Below are 21,400 nucleotides of genomic sequence, written 5' to 3'. Positions count from 1 at the left end.
CATCCTTATGAAACACACCATATCTTAATGATGCACTTCACTTACCCACACGCTATTTTAAATTACCGTATTTTTTTACGATATTCTTCCATTTCTTTCTCATTTGCCCAGATGAAATGACCTGGCTTAATTTCCTGGAAAGATGGTTTATCAACACTATAGTCATGCTGACTAGGATCATATACGATTAATTGCTTATTTTTTTCAATTTGCGGATCAGGCATTGGTACTGCTGATAAAAGTGATTTTGTATATGGATGAAGACTGTTCTTAAATAATTCTTCAGTTTCAGCCAATTCAACAATTCTGCCTTTATGAATAACAGCAATTCGATCTGATATGAATCGTACAACCGATAAGTCATGTGCAATAAAAACGATTGTTAAATCTTTTTCCTTTTGAAATTTCTTCAATAGATTAAGAACCTGTGCACGAATAGATACATCTAGCGCAGAAATTGGCTCATCAGCAATCAAAAGTGTTGGATCCATGATCATTGCACGGGCAATACCAATTCGCTGTCTCTGACCGCCAGAGAACTCATGAGGATAACGAGTTAAATGTTCTTCAAGCAATCCAACCTCTGTAATTGCTTTAACTACTTTTCTTTGACGGTCTTCTTCATTTTCATAAAGATGGAAATTATAGATTCCTTCAGAAACAATGTAATCAACAGTTGCTCGTTCATTCAGCGAAGCTGCAGGATCCTGAAAAACCATTTGAATATTACGAACAACCCATTTATCCAAATCTTTTGAAATCTTACCAGAAATTTTTTTATTCTTGAAATAAATTTCTCCTTTGGTTGCAGGGTTAATACGCATAATTGCACGACCAATTGTCGTCTTGCCGGAACCACTTTCACCAACTAGTGAAAATGTTTCTCCCTTATATACATCAAAGTTTACATCTTGAACTGCTGTAAAAGTTTTTTTACCGGAGCCAAATGTAACTTCAAGATCTTTTACAGATAAAATTACTTCTTTTTCATTAGCCACGGTAATCACCTCTCTCATCTGTTATGCTAAGCAATCTTTTATGCAGATTTTGAATTGCTTTCGGCGGTTCTGCTTTTGGAGCACGTGGATCTAATAACCATGTTTTTGCATAATGAGTATCACTCACTTTAAACATTGGTGGTTCTTCTTCAAAATCGATCTGCATTGCATATGGATTTCTTGGAGCAAAAGCATCTCCAACTACTTTATCATACAGTGAAGGTGGAGTTCCTGTTATAGCATACAGATCCTCTCCTTTTATTCCTAACTGCGGTAAACTAGAAAGCAACGCCCATGTATATGGGTGTTTTGGAGTATAGAACACCTCTTCTGCCTTTCCAATTTCAACAATTTGTCCTGCATACATGACGGCAACACGATCTGCAACATTCGCAACAACACCTAAATCATGTGTGATATAAACTGTTGTATAGCCATATTCCTTTTGAAGATCTTTGATCAATTTTAATATTTGTGCTTGAATAGTTACATCCAGAGCAGTTGTCGGCTCATCACAAATAAGAATTTTTGGATGACATGCTAATGCAATTGCAATAACAATACGCTGTCTCATTCCACCAGAATATTGAAAAGGATACTCATCATAACGATTGGCGGCATCTGAAATACCAACTTCTTCCATAAGCTTGATTGCTAATTTTTTAGCTTCATCTTTTGATTTCTTTTGATGTTTGATAATAACTTCAGCAATCTGATATCCGATCGTACGTACAGGATTCAAAGAAGTCATAGGGTCTTGGAAAACAGTTGAAATCTTAGCACCACGAATTCCTTCCCAATCTTGATCTTTTTTTAATTTTGTCAAATCTTTTCCTTCAAATATGACAGAGCCATTTGAAATTTGTCCATTTGTTTCTAACATACCAGTGAATGTCTTAGTAAATACAGATTTTCCTGATCCTGATTCTCCTACAATCGCAATCGTTTCACCCTCGTATATATCTAACGAAATTCCACGGATAGCAGTGAGAATTCTTCCTCTTACCTGAAACTGTACTTCAACATCTTTAGCTGATAATATTACATCTCTTTCACTCATATAGACTACCTCCCTACAGCATGTGAGTACGAGGATCGCTCGCATCTGCCATAGTCTGTCCAATTACATAAAGAGATACTGATATAATCGCACTAACTGCAACTGGAATCCAAAATAGATAAGGTACAGCAGTTAAGTCATTTGAATAATTTTGAATCATTCTTCCAAGCGACTGATTACTAGAACCTAAACCTACACCAAGAAAAGACAAAAATACTTCATAACTAATATAGTTAGGAACATCACGTGCGATTGATGTTACAATGACAGATACTAAATATGGCAAAATATTGTGTATTACAACTTTATAAGTAGGTGTACCCAAACAGCGTGAAGCAAGGTTATATTCACGATCACGAATAATCAGAACTTGAACACGTATAAAATAAGCAACTGACAGCCAAGAAGTACATGATAAGGCAAAAATCAGCTGACTGACGCCTCTTCCAAGCACATACATCAATACCATAACAACAAGTGTAAATGGTACATTAGCCACAATGTTATAAAGCTCAAGCATAAATTTATCCATTTTCTTTGAATAACCCCAGAAAGCCCCAACAATAACACCGATAACTGTTGTTATAAATGTTGCTGCAAATGCAATAAACAAACTTGTTCTTGTTCCTAGCCATGTTGCATCAAACAAATCATTTCCATAATTATCCGTACCGAAAAAGTGTTCAAGCGAAGGTGCTAAATATTTCATAGACTGGTCATTAATATTTGGATTCTGACCTGGCACATATCCACTAAACATTGGCTGAATAATACTCATTAAAATAATGATTGATGCAATTATCAGCATAACAATTGCGACCTTACTGCTAAAGAATCTGCGGAATACACTCTTCCAGTAAGAATAATGAGGAGCAGCAATATGTTCAGCAGCACTTTCTTTCAGTTCTACGAATTGAAATTTGTTTTCTTCCATATTATCTTGTTTCTCCTTTCGAACTCAACTGGATACGAGGATCCACAAATGTCATTAAAACATCACCTAACAGCAATGCAATGATTGATAACGCCGTGAATATAAAAGTCAATGTTATGATCATAGCATTATTATTTGCATTGATGGCATCCGGTAGCATTTTACCCATACCAGGAATCGAAAATACAGATTCTGTAATTACTGATCCACCAATACACAGAATAATTGAACTTGGAATTCCATTTACAATCGGAATTATTGCATTCTTAAGAATATGTCTTCTGAATATTTCTCCTTGAGACAATCCCTTTGCACGAGCAAATTTCACATAGTCGGCATTTGACTGATCAACCATATAACGGCGCATCCATATCATCAAAGATGCCGTACTCAATAATGCAAGAATGATGCCAGGAAGAATATAAGAACGTATATCGCCTCCGCCATAAGTAGGGAATTTTGTTGGCTGATTAAACATAATACCAATATTACGAGCAAAGTAAATAAATGCTAATGAAGGGACAGCAATCATGACGTTAATATAAACCATACCTAATTTATCTTGCCACTTATCTTTTTTCTGAGCCATAATAATACCAGATGGAATCGCAATGATATATGCAATAATTAACGAGATGATACCAAATATATAAGACATATTGATCATGGAAGCCTCAGATTTAAACGACTTACAATTCGCATAATTTGTTTCGAATCTTGATTTATCCATTCTATCTAATGTTGATGTCTGCTTATATTGACATGAATGCAAATCTAATGAACTCATAGCTGTCGTTCCATTATCAAAAGTTACTTCTTTCTGAACATATTCACCTTGCTGGTCAGATATTACATCCATCGTATAAGATCCGCTGTACGTCGGATAAGAACGTCCAAAATTTAAAGAAATCCAATTCTGGTGAATAAATGGAAAAGAACCATCAACATATATTAAATACTGGTGTTCACATCCACTGCATTTAAGAGCGGGCATACCGTTATTATCTGTTCCAAAATAAATAGAACGGTCCATGTCTGGATTATCAGGATCAGTTACTGCCCATGGGTTATCTACTTTAAACATATTTGTAATATATTTCACCGCAATATTAAAAATTGAATTATCACGGCTTGCCCATGCAAATCCAGTTGTCATATAATCAACTGTATAGCCCTGTTCCTCGTATATTTTGATAACTTTTTGTCCTTCTTCAGAATTAGAATAGACATCTACGACTTTTCCGGTCTCATTCGTTTCTTGAGTTACATCAAGTCGCATACACTCATTATAGTCATCACTATAAGCTTTACACATATCAGCTTGAGTTACATAATCTAGATAACCAAGTTCTTCCCAACGTGTATAAATATATGTCGTACGATCATCGGGTTTACCACTAAGCTTACTAAGCTGAGGGTCATTTTCAAAAACTTTTTCTTTTGGAATAAGCCCAAAAATCATAACGATAGCGATAATGACTACAATGAAAATTGAAAAAATTGAACGAATTAATCGGCCTAAAAAGTATCTTTTCATTTTTATCACTCACTTTCACATACAGTAATATAAGGGATTGAAAGTAATTTTTCAATCCCTTTTTACTTAAGAATCAATATTTCTTCAATTGACTATCCTTCAAATTCTGCTTTTGCAGCCTCATATTCTTCAACAGTAACTGGTTCAACTTGAACTTTCATGAAGTTCATCTTGTATCCGCCAGCACCACCTAGTGCATATGGCTGAGTAAATGGTACAACTTTTGTTACAGTTAAGTTCGTACCTTGCTGCTGTACTGGAATATATACAGCATTTGCAAGAATCCAAGCATCTGCCTTAGCATATGCTTCATAACGTGCATCTAAATCATTCTTAATTGCATCAGCTTCATCAAGTAACTGCTGATATTCATCTAATCCTACAGCTTGTGCAGCAGCATCAGACTGAACATTTTCACCTTCTGGATATAAACCAATATTTGTTAAGAATGCACCATTATTAGCGATACTATACACATCACAGAATGTTTTAGGATCGGCATAATCAGGACCCCATCCAGAAGCAGTACTGATATCATAATCAGTTGCATCAGGGTTGTTATTGTAGAATGCCTGTGCAAGATAATCATCTTCAGGTAATGGGATAACGTTGATTAAGATCTGTCCATCTGTGTTTGTTTCAACGGCTGTCTTTAATGAAGAAGCAACAGCTTGAGCAGTATCAAGGTCTTCACATAGTAAGTCAAGTGTAACTGGGAAAGTAATTCCTGCAGCTTTTGCCTTTTCAATATAACCATCTACAGCGTCTGGATTGTAGAATGGATCCTGTCCATCTGATAGATCAATTTCATTGCCTGTCATTTCCTGGTATGCAGCAGCAACTAATTTGTCATATGAAGTACCGTCAGAAGTATGAACTAAAGCTGGAACGCCATTCATATTACGCAAATTAGAAATAGCAACTTCTTCCTGCATCGTTACGCTTAAATAAGAAACACGATCGAATGCTGCGAAGATTGCATTACGGAAATCAGAATTTTGCAATGCATTTCTTGTATTTTCTCTTTCAGCTTCAGTTGTCTTATTTGTGTTATTATAACTTATACGATTTAAGTTAAAATTGATACCAAATGAATAAGCATTTGGACGAGGAGCAATCATGTAATCTTTATATGTTTCGGCATAATCACTATAATCTGCCCAGTCACCATGAATTGGAGCGGCAACAGACTGTCCATTTTCATAAGCATTAATGATACCATATTTATCTTGTCCATCGTAATAGATCAAAGAAACTGTATCAACAAATACATTATCTGCATCCCAATAAGAATTATTCTTTGTATAAGAAATTTCTGATTTAGCAGTTAAATTGCTTAAAATGAATGGTCCGGAATAAAGAATTGAATCTGGCTGAAGAAGACCGAATTCACAAGTATTCTTGTCTGGAGCACCTAATTTACATCCGGCACCTTTTGATTCAAGGAATTCCTGATTAATTGGATACAGGATTGTATAAGTAGTCATTGTATCAAAATAAGGAACTGAATCATTCAATGTGTACTCTAAAGTATAATCATCTAGAGCTTTTACTCCAACATCTTCCCAAGAAGCTGTTCCATCTGCATATGCTTTCAAGTTAACGATCATCGTATCAACCAATTCAAGCATTTCTGAATCAAAATCTGCGGCATGACGTAAACCAGTTACATAGTCATGAGCAGTTAATTCTGCTCCGTACTCTTCACCTGTCGCAGTTACCCACTGAATTCCTTCACGAAGATGGAATGTCCATACTGTTGCATCTTCATTAGTTTCATAACTTTCTGCAGCAGCAGGGATGTAAGCTCCAGTTGCATCGTTCTGTAATAGACCTTCAACGAAGTTTACAGTGTGCTGATGGTTATTGGCCTTATTAGTCGTAACATAATCCAATGTTGACATATCTGTACTGTAGAAATAGTCATAACTATTTGCCAGTTCAGGACCGCTATTTCCGCCACAAGCAGTCAAAGTCAATACCATAAGAGCACTTAAAGATAATCCTAATACTTTTTTCATAATCTTTTTATCCTCCTATTGATAAAATATCATAGCCTCTCTGCTATACTCACACATTTTAAATGATGGGAAACAAAAATGCAAGCAAATTTGAAGTTTTTTTGAAGTTTTTTTCTTTTTTTTCATATTTTATGAAACTGTTTTCATAAATTACTTAATTAGTTTTCCTATGAGCGACATATAAATACAAGTGTCTTTCATAGAAAGACACTTGTATCCCGCCTGAAGATTTCTTTTTTTATCAAAAAATATGGATTTTCAGGAATATATTTCTAGAACTTCTTTTAAATATGTGAATCAGATATCCCCTTACATCTCATACAGTGACATCTTCGATTTTATTCCGTGGTTTTTACAAAACTCTTTTTCATCCCCTGATCGTAAGATTAACATTTTATAGTTCACGGTTGTAAAAGCATAAACTTTGAACCCTGATCAATATTCCTGATAAGTTATCTAATAAACAAAAGTGTTTGAATTCATTGATCTTAAACTTTTTAGCACTAAAGATCATGTACAAACACTTTTTTATTCCTTTATTATGCTTTATCCATTATTTCACTATACTCTTCCCATTTAGCCATTAAATTTTCAATTTCATTATTCACATCATCAATTTTTTCATCTAATTGAGCCATTTTTTGATAATCATGATAATACTCAGGATCAAAACGCAATTCACGCAAAGCTTCAATTTCAGTTTCTTTCTGATCAATCATTTTTTCAAGCTTGCGAATTTCTCTTGAATAATTAATATTCTTTTTTTCTTCCCGCTTTACAGGTGCAGATGATTTTTTCACTTTGATAGTTTCTTCATGAGGTTTATTACGATCAAGATAATCCTGATAATTCATCTTATAGAAAGTAGCCCCATTTTCATCGATATGAAGAATTGCTGTTGCCAGCTTATTGATAAAATAGCGATCATGAGAAACAAACATCATCGTTCCATCATATTCTTTCAGTGAATTTTCTAATGCCTCTTTTCCAGCTAAATCAAGATGATTCGTAGGCTCATCCATGATTAAAAAGTTAGGCTGCTTCAGCATCAGTTTTACAAGTGACAGTCTTACCTTTTCACCACCACTTAAACAATCTATCGTCTTAAATACATCATCTCCGGTAAATAAAAAACATCCTAATGCCGTTCTCACTTCACTGCGTGTCATATCCGGATACTCATTCCATACTTCTTCTAGGATCGTATTGCTGCTGTTGAACTGTGCCAGATCCTGATCAAAATAACCAATTTCAATCTGATGTCCCAGCATTTTTTCTCCACCAAGCGAAGGTATCAGATCCATGATCGTTTTTACTAATGTTGATTTTCCTTTACCATTCGGCCCAATAACAGCCACTCTTTCATGCTGCATGATCTCAAAAGAAACCTTACATAGTATATGATCATAACCAATCGCCAGATCCTTTACCTCTAATACTCGCTTCCCGCCACGAATACGGGCATGAAAATGCGCTTTAAAGCTTCTTTTAGAAGTGTTGACATCTTCTATTCGATCCATTCTTTCCAAATATTTAATTTTACTTTGCGCAAAAGCTGCTTTATTTTTCTTATAACGGAACTTTTCGATCAAAGCTTCAATACGTTCAATTTCCTTTTGCTGCCGTGCATAAGCACTTTTCTGGCGTTCGATATCACTTTCCTTTGTTTTAAGAAAAGTATCATAGTTACCGACATAACGACGCATGACGCCCCATTCGATCTCATAGATCTCGTCAGCAACATTATTGATAAACGTACGGTCATGAGATACTAATACAACCGCTTTGGGATATCTTTTCACAAAACCTTCCAGCCATTCGATCGTTTCTAGATCAAGATGATTGGTCGGCTCATCCAATAACAAAATATCCGGCTGTGATAATAGTAACTTTACAAATGCGATCCGTGTACGCTGCCCTCCTGAAAAAGTTTTGATCTGTCTTGAAAGATCTTCTTCTTTAAATCCAAATTTTGTAAATACGGTCTCAATCGATGACTGCATCGTATAACCGCCTCTTTCTTCAAAGGCATGCTGAAGGCTGGCATATTCTTCTAACAGTGCTTCACTATGATCACTTTCCATCCTTTTATAGACAACCTCCAGCTTCTCTTTGATCTTTAAAACCTCCCAAAAAACAGTGTTCATTTCCTCCTGCACACTGTTTTCTTCATTTTCAAATGTTGTCTGAGCCAAATAGCCGATACGACAGTCATTCGCCTTATGAATAACGCCACTATCTAATTCTTCCTCACCGGCCATAATCTTTAAAAGTGTGGTTTTCCCACAACCATTGTTACCAATAAGAGCTATTTTCTCATTATTTCTGACTTCAAACTGTATGTTTTCAAACAAGATGTTTCCACCAAAACCCTTGCTTCCTTTATTTATTTGATATTTCATATTAATTATCCTCAATTTCAATCTGATAATAAGTAGCAATAGAATCTGCAATGCTACTCATGATACTTTCATAATCATCCACCCAAAGCTTATAATCCACTGGATTTGAAACATAGATCAGGCGCATCATTAATGCCTGCATTCCTTTCTTATTGTTGGTTGCAAAAGAATTTTCTTCACGCATTGATTCATTCATGCTGCCTGCCCCAGTCGCAACTCCACCTGTTTCACGAACCACTGAATTATTATCATAGAGAACACCTTCATCATTTTCAGCAGTATTCGTCAAAACCCCATTCTGGATCGTTCCTGGATATAGCGTTGAACCCATCAAACCCACATTTTCCTCTAAATCATGAATGATTTGATTCGCTAAAGCTGAAGATGAATAATAAGAATGAGTGATTTCTATACCACTGGTAGAAGAATAATCTGACCCATTAAACTGCAGATTCAAATATAGCTTTGCTTCATGCTCATAACCAATATAAGCTCGTCCATCAACACCATTTGTATTGATCTGCTGCTCCATTGAATTTTTTGTCACACCAACAACAAAGCCATATTCCTCCAGCTTCTCTTTTAAAACTAAAGCTGCCTTATACATTTCATCATTCTCATTTAGTCCATTGATCTGATAACCCCAGCGAACTCCTGTACCATAGTCATCATTACCGCCAAATGGATCGATCAAGATATCATACTTATCTTTCTGGACTTTATCACTTGTTATATTCAAGTATACATAATTGTGATTCAGCTCAGTATCTTTTAAATAGTTATTTGTTGCGATCACTTCAACTTTTTTACTTTGATTATTTCGTGTGATCGTATGAAAAACATCATCGATTTCACTACTGCTTGTCATTCGATATTCTTGAAGGTTATTAACAACATACACCTCATAAAAGCCATCTTCCAATTCACCCAAATCAATCTGCTGATCCACTGAGTTTGTTAACTGGAATAATATCTTTTCATCATTACAAAGATTTCTTAGCTGGATCGTTTTCCCATATAAATCATCACTTTCTCCTAATACATAAGGTTCTTGAAGAAAGCTTAGATTTTCTCCATAAAAGAAATAATCGCTAATTTCATATGTCCTCTCATATTCCTGTTCTAATAAAGCAGATGTTTTAGAAATTGAATAGGAACATATTTGAACACCTTCATTATCTTCTGTACGAGGGAAAAGAACATTTACCAAAAGATAAACGACACTTAAAACCAAACATAACAAAGGAATTGCAATTTTCCATTTAATTTTTCTTCGTGGTTTCTTTACATAAGCCATATTCTTTTCCTTTCTTTACTATTATAGTTGAAATGCGAAAAAAAAACTAGACCCTATACAGAGTCTAGAATATCAGATTTCTTGGTGTTCTTGGGAATGGTTCAGTGTCACGAATATTACCAACACCTGTCAAATACATTAAGAAACGGTCAAAGCCTAAACCAAATCCAGCATGCTTACAGCCGCCAAAACGTCTTAGATCCATATACCATTCCAAATTTTCTGTTTTCATGCCCATTTCTTCCATTCTCTTCTTCAAAACATCATAACGTTCTTCACGCTGGCTGCCCCCTACAAGTTCCCCTACTCCTGGAACGAGAAGATCACATGCAGCCACTGTTTTGCCATCGTCATTCATACGCATATAGAATGCTTTGATATCTTTTGGATAATCTGTTAAGAATACTGGGCCATGAACGATCTGTTCACAAATATAACGTTCATGTTCACGGTTAAGGTCCATTCCCCATTCAACCTTATTTTCGAACTTCACATCAGCCTTTTCTAATATTTCGATCGCTTCTGTATAAGTCATACGTTTAAATTCACTGTTGCGAATCATATTGAGTCGATCCATGACCTCATGATCGATCATCGTATTGAAGAATTTCATTTCTTCTGGTGCATTTTCCAGCACATAATCAATACAGTATTTGATCATATCTTCAATCAGATTCATATTGTCATTTAGATCTGCAAAAGCAATTTCCGGTTCGATCATCCAGAATTCTGAAGCATGGAATGGGGTATTCGAATTTTCAGCTCTAAAGGCTGGTCCAAACGTATAGACATCACGAAAAGCTAATGCGAATGCCTCCACATGCAACTGGCCTGTAACTGTCAGATAAGCTTCTTTACCGAAAAAATCCTCATCATATTTATCATCACTACGTACTGTTGCCTTGAACATTTCTCCAGCACCTTCACCATCATTTCCAGTGATGATTGGCGTATGTACATAGACAAAGCCCTGATCCTGGAAAAATTCATGAATAGCCATAGAAAGAACGCTTCTTAAACGGAAAACAGCATAATACGTATTTGCACGTGGGCGAATGTGTGGAATTTCTCGCAGATATTCAAAACTATGACGTTTTTTCTGCAATGGATAATCTTCATCACAGTCACCTTCCAATATACTTTCTGTAACCTGTATTTCAAATGGCTGCTTCCCCTCCGGTGTCAATATAAACTTACCTGTAATCGTTAATGCAGTTCCTGTACGATAATGACGCACTTCTTCAAAGTTTTTCAAAGTTGTCTGATAAACCAGCTGTGCATTTCTAAAATAAGTTCCATCATTAAGTTCAATAAAACCAAGTTTGCCATTACAGCGATTCGTTCTGACCCATCCCTGTAATTGCACATACTCAATAGAATCCAATTCCATGTGATTCTGTGACTGAACCATCTCATACAATTCCCGAATTGTCATAAATTCAAACATATCTTTTCTCCTTTTTCTTAAAAAAAAACGTTCCTATTCAGGAACGTAATAACGCGGTGCCATCCTGATTCGCATCTATTGATACGCATCTTTTATGCATATAACGCCTGCCCGCGTAACCGTCTACTTGATTTCTCCGGTTCAGCTCCATGAGTGTTCCACGCTCATTTTCCCTTCTCCATCTTTCACCATCATGAAGTCGCTAATAAGGGAGTCAATGGGTGACTCATTTCTTTGCCGTTTTTTTATTTAAAGCATTTGTCTCAAAAACAAGCTCCTGTATAGATGATACTACATCAATGTACTTAATTGCAACCCCTTTTGGCACTTGAATGTGCTCATGAGTAAAATCAACAATACCTACGATGCCACAATTTACTAATCGATCCACTGTCTGTTGGATTTCAGTGCTGGCCGTTAGAATTGCGATACGGCATCCCTGAGGAATTTTTTCTTCTAATTCACTAAGATCATAGACCGGTATACCGAAACGTACCCCTTGACGATCCGGGGATACATCAAAAGCACAAGTGATTTCTCCAACCACATAATTCCACTTATTGTATTTCATCAAAGCACGTCCAAGGTTACCAGCTCCAATTAGAATAATTTTTTCATCAAATTCTAGCCCCAGTTCTTGTGAAAAAATATCAATTAATTTTGATACATCATACCCATATCCTTGCTTTCCAAGATTACCAAGAAATGAAAAATCACGACGTATCGTTGTCGGTTCAATATTTACAAATTCACTCAACTCTTTGGATAAAATTCGCTCAACGCCCGAATTTGAGAGCTTTCTTAAAGCTTTTAGATATAGTGGATATCTTTGTAGTGTTGCCTTTGGCACATTTTTATTTGTCATATGATCACCTATAATTAGTATATCACAAAAGCAAATCTTTGTGAATATTCTAATTTATTTAACTTTCAATATCCATTCCTGGATCAGCACTTACATCAAAATCTGCACGTATTCCATGACGATAAGCAACACTACCAGCAACCCCGATCATAGCTGCATTATCTGTACAGCAAGATAATGGCGGTATCAAACATTCAACAGCTGGATATTTTTTCTGTAGATCATTTAAAACATGCTCACGCAGACAGCTATTAGCCGCTACTCCGCCCGCTAATACAAACTGTTTCACATCATAGCGTTCTAATGCTTTATCAGCTCTTTCTAATAGGCAGTTAATCGCTGTTTCTTGGAAGGAACAAGCCAGATCTTCAGGTTTAAATGTCTCATTTTGACGTTCCATACGTTTAATAAATTGCAACACTCCTGATTTAAGACCTGAAAATGAAAAATCCAATTCTTTCTCTGGTTTTGGTTTTGGCAGTTTATAAATATTTTTTCCTTGTTTTGATAACTTATCGATATAAACGCCGCCTGGATAAGGAAGCCCTAATACTCTGCCAACCTTATCAAAAGCTTCTCCAATCGCATCATCCTGCGTTGTACCCAAAACCTCAAAGCTCCATTCATCTTTCATATAAATCAGCTCTGTATGTCCACCGCTGACAACAAGAGCCAGCAATGGAAAATGAAGTTCACTGACTAGTCGATTGGCATAAATATGACCTGCGATGTGATGGACAGGTACTAGTGGCTTCTTAAAAGCCCACGCTAATGTCTTTGCCGCCTGTACCCCTACATGTAAGCTGCCAATAAGTCCAGGGCCTTGTGTAAAGGCTACCGCATCAATATCTTCCATCTTTAAATTTGCCTTTTTTAAACATTCAGCAATTACCATTGAAATGTTTTCAATATGAATACGTGAAGCAATTTCTGGTATTACTCCTCCATATTCTTTATGTACATCAATCTGCGTTGCTACAACATTGGCTAAAACAATATGTTCATCCTCAATTACAGCTGCTGCTGTTTCATCACAGCTTGATTCAATTGCTAGTATTTTACTCATATATTTCCTCCTAAAGCTTTCATCATGAAAAGGGCATCCTCACCATCTTCATAATAGCCTTTCCGTATATTCATCTCATGAAAACCACATTTCTCATATAAGTGAATCGCAGCTTCATTACTTTTTCTAACTTCTAATGAAAGGACACTGCATTTTTCACAATCACATTGTTCAATGGCATATGTCATCAATTTTAAAGCAATTCCCTGGCGCTTTGCCTGATCTAATACCGCCAGTGTTGTGATTTGGGCATCATCGAAAAGAATATAATAGCCAATTATTCCTAAAATTAAACCATCTTTTTCATAAACCATCATCTTTGAAAACTCATTCTCTAGAATCTCATATTCAAAATCCTGACGTTTCCAATGTTCATCAAAAGCTTCTTTTTCGATTTCCATTACCTGATCTAAATCATCCAGTGTCATTTCTCTGATCATTTAACTAATTCTTCCTTACTTTTCAAATAATGAGGTGTTAAAGTATGTACGTTTGTTACTTTCTTCCAGGCATCTTTGACAGCCATAAAGTTTGCTGCTAAGTCAATATTCTCTTTTTCATTACCAAGAAGATAGGAATCACCCATAATATGTACTCCATTTTCTTGATCTTCTTTAACTTCATCCAATGTCTTGATACTTTCACTGATGAGTTTTCCATTTTCACAAGTTCCACAGTAAACGCGATTGCTTCGTGCATCTAAGATTACTTCCCCGTTATTTTTTCCTGCGAAGATCAAATAAGTCGGAATCGTGTATAAATCAATAGGCTTTTGTGTACACAACACTTTTGCGAAAGTCATCGCAATACGTTCTCCTGTATAACTTCCTGGACCATCAGTCAAGATGATTTGATCGATCTGATCACATTCCCATCCTGCTTTTTTCATACAATCATCTAAGACTTCAAAAAAACGCTCACTTTGTTGTTTCCATGCCCATTCATTCCATGAACTCAGACATTTATCATCTTCAAAACAGCCAGCTACAATATATTTATGACAAGTATCTAATACCAATGTTTTCATACTAGTTTCTCCAATAACTCTTCATAACGCTTTCCACAAGCATTTATTTCAAAAATTCTTTCTTCATCTTTCTGAGCATATATAGAAATATCAAGTCTTTCAGCAGGCAAAATGTCTTTGATGAATTCGCCCCACTCAATGACACAAACACCATCGCCTTGAAGGACTTCTTCAAATCCAAGATCTTGATCGATTCCCTCTAAACGATAAGCATCAATATGATAAAGAGGAATTTCTCCTTTATATATTTTTAGGATCGTAAATGTTGGTGAACTGATTGTTTTCTCAATACCCATGCCTTTTCCAATACTTTTCGTAAGAGTTGTTTTCCCAGCACCAAGATCACCGTTTAAAGTAATACACATTCCTTTAAAAGATAATTCTCCTAACTTTTTTCCTAATAACTCTGTTTCTTTTTTTGAATGAATCACAATTTTCATAATTTTCTCTTCTTTCTAATTGTATAAGCCATACGACTTAAGCGATATAAAAGATGATTTACTGGTAAATCAAATTCACCAATATACTCACTGACAAGTGCGTTGAATTTTGACTTATAACCTGTCAAGCCATCATCCAAAGTACCTTCTACGCCACCCATACAGGCATACTCATAGCCTTGTTCAAAAACATATTGAAAACGAATAAAATGAGAAAGAAACTGTGGTTTAAAGCTTTTAAAATCCTCATTCATACCCGCATATAACATTTCAACCGTATTTCCAAAACCAATCATTAAGGCTCCAGCAATATAAGTAGTTGAATCATATTTTTGAAGAACTTCTTCAAGCGATTTCCATTCTTCTGTCATGTTTTTACGTTCAATTTCAAGACGATCTATCTGGTTGAGCGATAAGTCATCTTGTTTTAATTCATTTTCAATTTCCTGAAGTCGCATTTTTACTTCATTGCCTCGAATTGTAGGATCTACACTGCATAAAAAAAGATAAGCATGATCCTGATAGACTTCCATTAATTTTTTAAAGTAATCACGATTTCTTAATGCGACACCTTTACGAACCTCTGTTTGATGCATGAGATCTGAAAATACATCAACCATTTCAATTCCATAACGCTTTACTTCTACATGCTTTCTTAAAGCAGCATTTTTTGATTTTCGAACATCTTTTTGTACATATTTTGAGAAATCATCACATTTATGCACACCCATTTGAAATCTTGGCTGGATCGTATCCATCATATCAATAGTGAATCCGAGATGGCGGCCACCACCATATTCAATATTTCGAATGATAGTTTGTACGTTATCCTGATAAGGAGTTTTATCTTTATCTTTTACTAGAAATTCACGAATACGAATACCTGGATCAAATTTAATAAATAAACAATGGTATTTTTTTGCCCATTTTTTTAACGAATCAAGATAAAAAGCAACTAATTCCTTATTTTCGTAATCCATAATAGGACCTCTTGGTATATACATCATCGTCAGTGACCAAGGAAGTCTTTTTATTAATACAAGACTTGAACCAACTAAATGACCCTCTTCTTCAACCCCTACAATAACATGATCCCAATTATCTTTAACGCTCGCCCATGAAGATGACTGAAGAAGTGCACATAAAGGATGATTCTTTACAAACTCATCATGTTCTTTAGGTTCTATATTTTCTCTAAAAATAAACATATCTAGCCTCCTGTTGTATTATAGCACACTCGTTGAAAAATTACTTCTATCAAATGCTTTGATTACTCTTAAATCTAGTATATAAAAAAAGACTCACAAGAGTGAGCCGATCATCTGGCAGCGAGTTATCTTCACAGGGGCAGGCCCGGCTATTGTCACCGTGCAAGTGCTTAACTTCTGTGTTCGGGATGGGTACAGGTGTGTCCACTTGGCTGTCGCCACCAGATCTCTGAGGTCGTTCCCTCAAAACCGAATAACAGCTGATTTGATCTTCCTTCTGTGATTAAGTCCTCGACCTATTAGTATCAGTCAACTCCGCATATCGCTATGCTTCCATCCCTGACCTATCTACCTGATCGTCTTTCAGGGGTCTTACTACTTGCGTATGGGAAATCTCATCTTGGAGGCGGCTTCGTGCTTAGATGCCTTCAGCGCTTATCCGTTCCCTTCTTAGCTACCCAGCTGTGCATCTGGCGATACAACTGGTGCACCAGCGGAAGGTCCATCCCGGTCCTCTCGTACTAAGGACAGCTCTCCTCAAATTTCCTGCGCCCACAACAGATAGGGACCGAACTGTCTCACGACGTTCTGAACCCAGCTCGCGTACCGCTTTAATGGGCGGACAGCCCAACCCTTGGAACCGAATTCAGCTCCAGGATGCGATGAGCCGACATCGAGGTGCCAAACCTCGCCGTCGATGTGAACTCTTGGGCGAGATCAGCCTGTTATCCCCAGGGTAGCTTTTATCCGTTGAGCGACGGCCCTTCCATTCGGCACCGCCGGATCACTAATCCCGACTTTCGTCCCTGCTCGAGTTGTCGCTCTCGCAGTCAAGCACCCTTCTGCATTTGCGCTCGCCGATTGATTTCCAACCAATCTGAGGGTACCTTTGGGCGCCTCCGTTACTCTTTGGGAGGCGACCGCCCCAGTCAAACTGCCCGCCTGACACTCTCCCTCTCCCGGTTCACGGAAGCAGGTTAGAACTCCAATCACACAAGAGTGGTATCCCAACAGCGACTCCTCCTGCACTGGCGTGCAGGTCTCTTTGTCTCCCACCTATCCTGTACATATGTGATCAAAGCTCAATATCAGGCTGCAGTAAAGCTCCATGGGGTCTTTCCGTCTAGTTGCGGGTACCCGGCATCTTCACCGGGACTAAGATTTCACCGAGTCTGCTGCCGAGACAGCGCCCAAATCGTTACTCCTTTCGTGCGGGTCAGAACTTACCTGACAAGGAATTTCGCTACCTTAGGACCGTTATAGTTACGGCCGCCGTTCACCGGGGCTTCAATTCAGTGCTTCGCTTCCGCTGACACATCCTCTTAACCTTCCGGCACCGGGCAGGAGTCACCCCCTATACTTCGTCTTGCGACTTTGCAGAGAGCTGTGTTTTAGTTAAACAGTCGCTTGGGCCTCTTCACTGCGGCTCTTCTGAGCTCCCCTTCTTGCGAACGTACGGGGTCATTTTGCCGAGTTCCTTGGCAACAGTTCTCTCGCTCACCTCAGGCTTCTCGCCTTGCCCACCTGTGTCGGTTTTGGTACGGGCCGCTGCAGGATTAACACTAGAAGCTTTTCTTGGAAGCCGGTATCATCTCCTTCGCTACTTGCCGAAGCGTTCGCTCCACATCACATCTCTGCATTGACGCACGGATTTGCCTGTGCGCCTGCTCCTATGCTTGTCCCGCAATCCGTTAAGCGGGGCAGACTAACCTTCTCCGTCACTCCTTCATTCCTACGCGGGTACAGGAATATCTACCTGTTGTCCATCGACTACGCTCTTCAGCCTCGTCTTAGGTCCCGACTTACCCAGGGCGGACGAACCTTCCCCTGGAACCCTTAGGCTATCGGTGTGCAGGATTCCCACCTGCATCTCGCTACTCACACCGGCATTCTCACTTCCATGCGATCCACCGCTCCTTCCGGTACGGCTTCACCTCCCATGGAACGCTCCCCTACCTCTTACTGTCTCCAGTAAATCCGCAGCTTCGGTAATATGCTTAGCCCCGGTACATTTTCGGCGCAGGGTCACTCGACTAGTGAGCTGTTACGCACTCTTTGAAGGGTGGCTGCTTCTGAGCCAACCTCCTAGTTGTCTGTGCATCCCCACATCCTTTTCCACTTAGCATATATTTTGGGACCTTAGCTGGCGGTCTGGGCTGTTTCCCTTTCGACCATGGACCTTATCACCCACAGTCTGACTGCCGGATATAATGCACGGCATTCGGAGTTTGATTGCATTCAGTACCCCGGGATGGGGCCATCATGCATTCAGTGCTCTACCTCCGCGCATCTCTTCTCCGACGCTAGCCCTAAAGCTATTTCGGGGAGAACCAGCTATATCCAGGTTCGATTGGAATTTCTCCCCTAGCCACAATTCATCCGCCAACTTTTCAACGGGGGTCGGTTCGGTCCTCCATTGAGTATCACCTCAACTTCAACCTGATCATGGCTAGATCACCTGGTTTCGGGTCTACCGCACCGTACTTGCGCCCTCTTCAGACTCGCTTTCGCTTCGGCTCCGCATCTCCTGCTTAACCTCGCACGCTACGGTAACTCGCCGGTTCATTCTACAAAAGGCACGCCATCACCCCTCAACGGGCTCTGACTTCTTGTAAGCATACGGTTTCAGGTTCTCTTTCACTCCCCTCCCGGGGTTCTTTTCACCTTTCCCTCACGGTACTGGTTCTCTATCGCTCACTGGCGAGTATTTAGGCTTGCCGGATGGTCCCGGCGGATTCCGGCTGGGTTCCTCGTGCCCCGCCGTACTCAGGATCCTTCTCGAGCGCTCCGACTTTTGCTTACGGGGCTTGCACCTCCTGTGGCCGGCCTTTCAATGCCGTTCTGCTAGTCTTCGCCGTCTCTTATCTGAAGTCCTACAACCCCAGAGCTTCCTCTGGTTTGGCCTCCTCCGTGTTCGCTCGCCGCTACTTGCGGAATCATTCTTATTTTCTTTTCCTCCGGGTACTAAGATGTTTCAATTCCCCGGGTTGCTCTCTCGCGGACTATGTATTCACCCGCGGATGGCAGCGCATTGCCGCTGCCGGGTTCCCCCATTCGGATATCCACGGATCCTTGCGCTCTTACCGCTCCCCGTGGCGTTTCGCCGTTTGATGCGTCCTTCCTCAGCTGCCAGTGGCCAGGCATTCACCGTACGCCCTTATTAACTTAATCACCTTAAGTCTTCGTTTTTTTCCAAGGTTTTCTCCTTGCCGCTTACCAATTTCCTTTGGTTTCTTGAGTTACTGTTTTCTAACTGTTCTCGATTTTCATCTCCAACTATTTCAGAAAGATCATGTTTTCTATATCTATCTTCTGTTATTCGGTTTTCAAAGAACGACTTCCTGAAAGAGCTTCGCTCTCTCAAAACTGAACAAGAAACTTCTCCGTGCTTTCTCCTTAGAAAGGAGGTGATCCATCCCCACGTTCCCGTAGGGATACCTTGTTACGACTTAACCCCAGTCATCGATCCTACCTTCGACGGCTTCCTCCTTGCGGTTGGACCACCGGCTTCGGGTATTATCAACTCCCATGGTTTGACGGGCGGTGTGTACAAGGCCCGAGAACGTATTCACCGCGGCATGCTGATCCGCGATTACTAGCGATTCCGACTTCATGAAGTCGAGTTGCAGACTTCAATCCGAACTGAGACGGCCTTTCCGAGATTCGCTTGCAGTCGCCTGCTCGCAGCTCTTTGTAGCCGCCATTGTAGTACGTGTGTAGCCCAGGCCATAAGGGGCATGATGATTTGACGTCATCCCCACCTTCCTCCGGTTTGTCACCGGCAGTCTCTCCAGAGTCCCTAACTTAATACTGGTAACTGAAGACAAGGGTTGCGCTCGTTGCGGGACTTAACCCAACATCTCACGACACGAGCTGACGACAACCATGCACCACCTGTGCGGGATATACCTATCTCCCTGTCTCCAGGGCCTTTATCCCCATGTCAAGGCCTGGTAAGGTTCTTCGCGTTGCGTCGAATTAAACCACATACTCCACCGCTTGTGCGGGCCCCCGTCAATTCCTTTGAGTTTCACACTTGCGTGCATACTCCCCAGGCGGAGAACTTATTGCGTTAACTGCAGCACTGAGTCTCCCCAACACTTAGTTCTCATCGTTTACGGCGTGGACTACTAGGGTATCTAATCCTATTTGCTCCCCACGCTTTCGTGCTTCAGCGTCAGTTGCAGGCCAGCAGACCGCCTTCGCCACTGGTGTTCCTCCATATATCTACGCATTTTACCGCTACACATGGAATTCCATCTGCCTCTCCTGCACTCCAGCCGACCAGTTTCCAAAGCTCGATGGGGTTGAGCCCCACAATTTTACTCCGGACTTAATCCGCCGCCTACGCACCCTTTACGCCCAATAATTCCGGATAACGCTTGCCACCTACGTATTACCGCGGCTGCTGGCACGTAGTTAGCCGTGGCTTTCTGGCAGGGTACCGTCACTCATGAAGCATTCCCTCTTCATGCCGTTCTTCCCCTGCAACAGAGCTTTACAACCCGAAGGCCGTCTTCACTCACGCGGCATTGCTCGGTCAGGGTTCCCCCCATTGCCGAAAATTCCCTACTGCTGCCTCCCGTAGGAGTTTGGGCCGTGTCTCAGTCCCAATGTGGCCGTCCACCCTCTCAGGCCGGCTATGCATCATCGCCTTGGTGGGCCGTTGCCCCGCCAACTAGCTAATGCACCGCAGATCCATCTGTCAGCGTCGTGTCCCGACTTTAATAGAAAGAAGATGCCTCCTCTCTACCTATCCGGTATTAGCAGACGTTTCCATCCGTTATCCCGGTCTCACAGGCAGGTTGTCTACGTGTTACTCACCCGTTCGCCACTCCTTCCGCACAGAGCAGGCTCTGTCCTTCAGGCGTTCGACTTGCATGTATTAGGCATGCCGCCAGCGTTCATCCTGAGCCAGGATCAAACTCTCCATTTGATTGACTCTTTATGAACGAACTTGCGTTCGCTGTTTCCTTTTTCTGTTTCTTTCGAAATTGACGTTTCTTGTTCAGTTTTCAAAGACCGTGCGCTCTCTTGCGAGTGCTTGTATATAATACCACCTCCCCCTCCCTCTGTCAATATTTTTTTTACTTTTTTT

General features: G+C 39.7%; 14 protein-coding genes and 3 rRNA genes. All 17 read right to left on the bottom strand.

Annotated elements, in window-relative coordinates:
- Positions 1-62 precede the first annotated feature (62 nt).
- Positions 63-1,016 (bottom strand): ATP-binding cassette domain-containing protein, encoded by a 954-nt coding sequence (locus BQ5367_RS00115; protein ID WP_071440571.1) that lies wholly within the window; start codon positions 1,014-1,016, stop codon positions 63-65.
- On the bottom strand, positions 991-2,058 hold the full coding sequence (locus BQ5367_RS00110; protein ID WP_071440570.1) for an ABC transporter ATP-binding protein: 1,068 nt from the start codon (positions 2,056-2,058) through the stop codon (positions 991-993). The genes BQ5367_RS00115 and BQ5367_RS00110 overlap by 26 nt, the downstream gene beginning before the upstream one ends.
- A 13-nt stretch (positions 2,059-2,071) precedes the next feature.
- Positions 2,072-2,992, bottom strand: a complete 921-nt coding sequence (oppC, locus tag BQ5367_RS00105) for an oligopeptide ABC transporter permease OppC (protein ID WP_071440569.1) — start codon at positions 2,990-2,992, stop codon at positions 2,072-2,074.
- A gap of 1 nt (position 2,993) precedes the next feature.
- Positions 2,994-4,529 carry an ABC transporter permease gene (locus tag BQ5367_RS00100; protein WP_071440568.1) on the bottom strand — a complete coding sequence of 512 codons (1,536 nt, stop codon included), beginning with the start codon at positions 4,527-4,529 and terminating at the stop codon, positions 2,994-2,996.
- Between the two features lie 92 nt (positions 4,530-4,621).
- Complete coding sequence (locus BQ5367_RS00095; protein WP_071440567.1) at positions 4,622-6,550, bottom strand: peptide ABC transporter substrate-binding protein; 1,929 nt, start codon at positions 6,548-6,550, stop codon at positions 4,622-4,624.
- Between the two features lie 539 nt (positions 6,551-7,089).
- Positions 7,090-8,952, bottom strand: a complete 1,863-nt coding sequence (locus tag BQ5367_RS00090; RefSeq protein ID WP_071440566.1) for an ABC-F family ATP-binding cassette domain-containing protein — start codon at positions 8,950-8,952, stop codon at positions 7,090-7,092.
- Position 8,953: 1 nt separating this feature from the next.
- Positions 8,954-10,249 (bottom strand): N-acetylmuramoyl-L-alanine amidase, encoded by a 1,296-nt coding sequence (locus tag BQ5367_RS00085; RefSeq protein WP_071440565.1) that lies wholly within the window; start codon positions 10,247-10,249, stop codon positions 8,954-8,956.
- Between the two features lie 64 nt (positions 10,250-10,313).
- Complete coding sequence (gene asnS / locus BQ5367_RS00080) at positions 10,314-11,696, bottom strand: asparagine--tRNA ligase (RefSeq protein ID WP_071440564.1); 1,383 nt, start codon at positions 11,694-11,696, stop codon at positions 10,314-10,316.
- A gap of 226 nt (positions 11,697-11,922) precedes the next feature.
- The gene (locus tag BQ5367_RS00075; RefSeq protein WP_071440563.1) at positions 11,923-12,561 is read right to left on the bottom strand and encodes a redox-sensing transcriptional repressor Rex; all 639 of its coding nucleotides are present in this window, start codon (positions 12,559-12,561) and stop codon (positions 11,923-11,925) included.
- A 58-nt stretch (positions 12,562-12,619) separates the two neighbouring features.
- The gene (gene tsaD, locus BQ5367_RS00070) at positions 12,620-13,627 is read right to left on the bottom strand and encodes a tRNA (adenosine(37)-N6)-threonylcarbamoyltransferase complex transferase subunit TsaD (RefSeq protein ID WP_071440562.1); all 1,008 of its coding nucleotides are present in this window, start codon (positions 13,625-13,627) and stop codon (positions 12,620-12,622) included.
- Positions 13,624-14,067, bottom strand: a complete 444-nt coding sequence (gene rimI, locus BQ5367_RS00065) for a ribosomal protein S18-alanine N-acetyltransferase (protein ID WP_071440561.1) — start codon at positions 14,065-14,067, stop codon at positions 13,624-13,626. The genes tsaD and rimI overlap by 4 nt, the downstream gene beginning before the upstream one ends.
- Positions 14,064-14,654: a tRNA (adenosine(37)-N6)-threonylcarbamoyltransferase complex dimerization subunit type 1 TsaB gene (gene tsaB / locus BQ5367_RS00060; RefSeq protein WP_071440560.1), complete on the bottom strand. Its 591-nt coding sequence runs from the start codon at positions 14,652-14,654 to the stop codon at positions 14,064-14,066. Before tsaB ends, rimI begins: the two co-directional genes overlap by 4 nt.
- Positions 14,651-15,094, bottom strand: a complete 444-nt coding sequence (gene tsaE, locus BQ5367_RS00055) for a tRNA (adenosine(37)-N6)-threonylcarbamoyltransferase complex ATPase subunit type 1 TsaE (RefSeq protein WP_420604871.1) — start codon at positions 15,092-15,094, stop codon at positions 14,651-14,653. The genes tsaB and tsaE overlap by 4 nt, the downstream gene beginning before the upstream one ends.
- Positions 15,091-16,302: a peptidoglycan bridge formation glycyltransferase FemA/FemB family protein gene (locus BQ5367_RS00050; protein ID WP_071440558.1), complete on the bottom strand. Its 1,212-nt coding sequence runs from the start codon at positions 16,300-16,302 to the stop codon at positions 15,091-15,093. Before BQ5367_RS00050 ends, tsaE begins: the two co-directional genes overlap by 4 nt.
- A 112-nt stretch (positions 16,303-16,414) precedes the next feature.
- Positions 16,415-16,528, bottom strand: a 5S ribosomal RNA gene (gene rrf / locus BQ5367_RS00045).
- A 53-nt stretch (positions 16,529-16,581) separates the two neighbouring features.
- A 23S ribosomal RNA gene (locus tag BQ5367_RS00040) occupies positions 16,582-19,473 on the bottom strand.
- 229 nt (positions 19,474-19,702) lie between these two features.
- Positions 19,703-21,238 (bottom strand): 16S ribosomal RNA (locus tag BQ5367_RS00035).
- Together the 16S, 23S and 5S rRNA genes form the textbook arrangement of a ribosomal RNA operon.
- Positions 21,239-21,400: the final 162 nt, after the last annotated feature.

It is taken from the genome of Traorella massiliensis (genome assembly GCF_900104665.1).
GTDB classification, from domain to species: Bacteria; Bacillota_I; Bacilli_A; order Erysipelotrichales; family Erysipelotrichaceae; genus Traorella; species Traorella massiliensis.
Note: the sequence above shows the minus strand (reverse complement) of the source record. Positions and strands in the feature narration are given on the sequence as shown.